At 64.4% G+C, this 2570-nt stretch carries 3 protein-coding genes and 1 pseudogene; 2 read left to right on the top strand and 2 right to left on the bottom strand.

Annotated features, from left to right (window positions below):
• The coding region (locus ACLP25_RS19885) for a YncE family protein (RefSeq protein ID WP_442470888.1) at window positions 1-302 on the top strand (302 nt) is incomplete at its 5' end.
• Here the strand turns inward: ACLP25_RS19885 and ACLP25_RS19880 are convergent.
• Together ACLP25_RS19880 and ACLP25_RS19875 are read right to left on the bottom strand one after the other, a co-directional pair.
• Window positions 228-521, bottom strand: a complete 294-nt coding sequence (locus tag ACLP25_RS19880; protein ID WP_442470887.1) for a hypothetical protein — start codon at window positions 519-521, stop codon at window positions 228-230. The genes ACLP25_RS19885 and ACLP25_RS19880 overlap by 75 nt on opposite strands.
• Before the next feature lie 232 nt (window positions 522-753).
• Window positions 754-909, bottom strand: a pseudogene (locus tag ACLP25_RS19875) (phage integrase N-terminal SAM-like domain-containing protein); the annotation flags it as partial.
• A 234-nt stretch (window positions 910-1143) separates the two neighbouring features.
• Between ACLP25_RS19875 and ACLP25_RS19870 the strand changes: the two are divergent.
• The gene (locus ACLP25_RS19870) at window positions 1144-2307 is read left to right on the top strand and encodes an IS110 family transposase (protein WP_442470886.1); all 1164 of its coding nucleotides are present in this window, start codon (window positions 1144-1146) and stop codon (window positions 2305-2307) included.
• The last annotated feature ends 263 nt before the right edge of the window (window positions 2308-2570 follow it).

The raw sequence follows: 2570 nt of genomic DNA, 5'->3' as shown, positions 1-2570 counted from the left end.
GTTGGCCCGCCTCCGTCGTCGCGATGGACACCGCGAACGGGAAAATCTTGAACAATGTCGGCGCCTGCGGCGATGCCGACGACATCTTCTATGACAGCGCGCGCAAACGCCTTTATGTGAGCTGCGGTGACGGGCATGTCGCGATTTTCGACGCAGCGCCGGACCTGACCGAAACTTCGAGGATTTCCACGCGCAAGGGCGCTCGGACATCCCTCTTCGCCCCGGAACTAGACAGACTTTTCGTCGCGGTCCCAATGTCGGGCAATCGGCTCGCCGAAATATGGGTCTATGCACCGAAATGAGTGGTTGCCTTGACGCTCGACAGGGGCCCTCGACGACATCACCGGCCAAACCCAGAACGCCACGCCGACAAACGCGATGAAGCGCCGCTCAACACTTCGCCACAGCGGTCGAACGTGCCAAGATGCACGCGCTGCAAGCCGACGCATTACGTACCGGTCCTGCTGCCCCTTGCCCTGCTCGACTCGCAGCGTCATGCGCTGGCTGTCGATGTCGGACACCTTCAGGTTGGCGACCTCGGACACCCTGAGGCCCGCGTGCGTCAGCGACGCTGAGCGCAGCCTTGTACTTGAGGCCCGGCGCGGCCTGGAGGAGCCGCGCCACCTCCTCCGGGCTCAGCACGACCGGCGCCCTTCGCGGCTCGTTCACGACCCTCAGAGGACGAACGAGGTCGGGCCGTTCGAGCGTCATGCTGAAGAAGAACCGCAACGCGGCGATGGCGGAATTGATGGTCGACGCGCTGATCTGTCGCTGGGCCATGTGCAGTTGAAAGCGGCGAAGATCCTCGCTCGTGGCCGTATCCGGAGAACGGCCGAGGAACTCCGTGAAGGTCCTCACGTGCCGGACGTAGTCCTTCTGAACCTTCTCCTTGAACCGCCGCGCCGTCATGTCCTCGATCATGCGCTGCCGCAACAGGCTGATGGAATTGTCGGACATCGAATGCTCCTGTCTCGCATGGGGTTGAAACCTACGATCTTGAGACAGGGCCGAGTCTTCCCGTTGTCCTTACCGTACACCCTCTCCGTTCGCTCGCCGCCCCTACCGCGCGAGCGGTTTAGATACTATGGGGCGCGCGGCGAGACGATCCCGCCTTCGTCGCGGCAACCACGATGGAGCGCCCCTATGCCAAAGCAGAACGACTTGAGCAGATGCCTCGTTGCGCTTGAGCAAGACGCGACTTTGATCGCCGTGGTAGAGATGGGCCAGTCGAGTTGGCTGGTCGCGGGCATCGTGCCCGGACTCGATCGCTATCCCTTGAAGAAGCTCGGCGCGGACCGCGATGCGCTCCTGCAGCTTCTGCATCGTTGGCGCAATGAAGCGGCGCAGGCCGGGCGCACAATCGAACGGATCGCCGTCGCCTTCGAGGCGGGCCGCGACGGCTTCTGGCTGGCGCGCTGGCTGCGCGCTCAGTCAATCGAAGCTTACGTAATCCATCCCTCGAGCGTCCCGGTGTCGCGCGAGCACCGCCGGGCGAAAACGGATCGGCTCGACACTGAGCTGCTCAAACGCGCCTTTCTCGGTTGGCTGCGCGGCGAACCGAAGCACTGCAGCATGGCGGCGATTCCCACGCTCGAGGAGGAGGATGCGCGACGTCCGGGCCGCGAGCGTGAGGTCCTGGTCGGGGAGCGCACCCGCATCGTCAACCGCCTGAAGGCCAATCTCGCCCGTCTCGGCATTCGCGGCTTCCGACCCAATCTCGCTCGGGCGCAGAGCCAGTTGGAAGCCTTACGTACGCCGGAAGGCCTGGCGATACCTACGAACACGCTGGCCGAGATGCGCCGCGATAAGGACCGCCTGCAGTTCGTCAAACGCCAGATCAAGGAGATCGAGAAAACCCGCGCCGAACGCCTGGCGAAAGCGCCGAGCGAGCAACGCCATGCGATGGTGCGGCAGCTCATGAGGGTGGTCGGCGTCGGCGTTGAGACCGCGGATACGCTCGTCCAGGAGGTGTTCTCCCGCGAAATACGGGACCGTAAGGCCCTCGCGCGCTATGCCGGCCTGACCGGAGCTCCAGACGAGAGCGGCCAAAAGCGACGCGAGCGAGGACTTGCCAAAGCTGGCAACGCCCGCGTGCGCCGCGGGATGATAGAACTCGCCTGGGGTCACCTGACGCATCAGAAGGGCAGCCCGCTGACCGCGTGGTTTTGGAGGCGAACGGCGGATGCCCGAGGCGGGACGCGCAAGACGATGATCGTTGCGCTCGCTCGCAAGCTCCTCGTCGTTTTGTGGCGGTTCGCAACGACCGGCGAGACGCCGGCAGGTCTGCGGCTTCGCCCGGCGGCGTAAACGCCATTGAGTTGCTGCAGCCGAGCGTCAGGTTGACGCTCGGCTGCAGATGACGGACCGAGGCAGCGGCACCCCGATATTGGACTATGGCCTTCGCGCCGCGGTTTAGACCGAACTTCCGGTGTTTGTGAGCGCATGTCATTGACGTGACTCGACGGGCGCATCGCGTTCTGCCTACGCGGCGATTTTGAGGCCGAGGAGATCGAAGGCGCGGGCTTGGATGGGGGTCGGTCTCGACAGGATTGTGGTGGGGCGGGCGTCAC

Origin of the sequence: Roseiarcus sp. (genome assembly GCF_052145395.1) — a bacterium.
GTDB lineage: Bacteria > Pseudomonadota > Alphaproteobacteria > Rhizobiales > Beijerinckiaceae > Roseiarcus.
Note: the sequence above shows the minus strand (reverse complement) of the source record. Positions and strands in the feature narration are given on the sequence as shown.

Coding starts and splice junctions, on each gene's coding strand:
- ACLP25_RS19870 (WP_442470886.1), top strand. CDS start 1,144: ATGCCAAAGCAGAACGACTTGAGCAGATGCCTCGTTGCGCTTGAGCAA.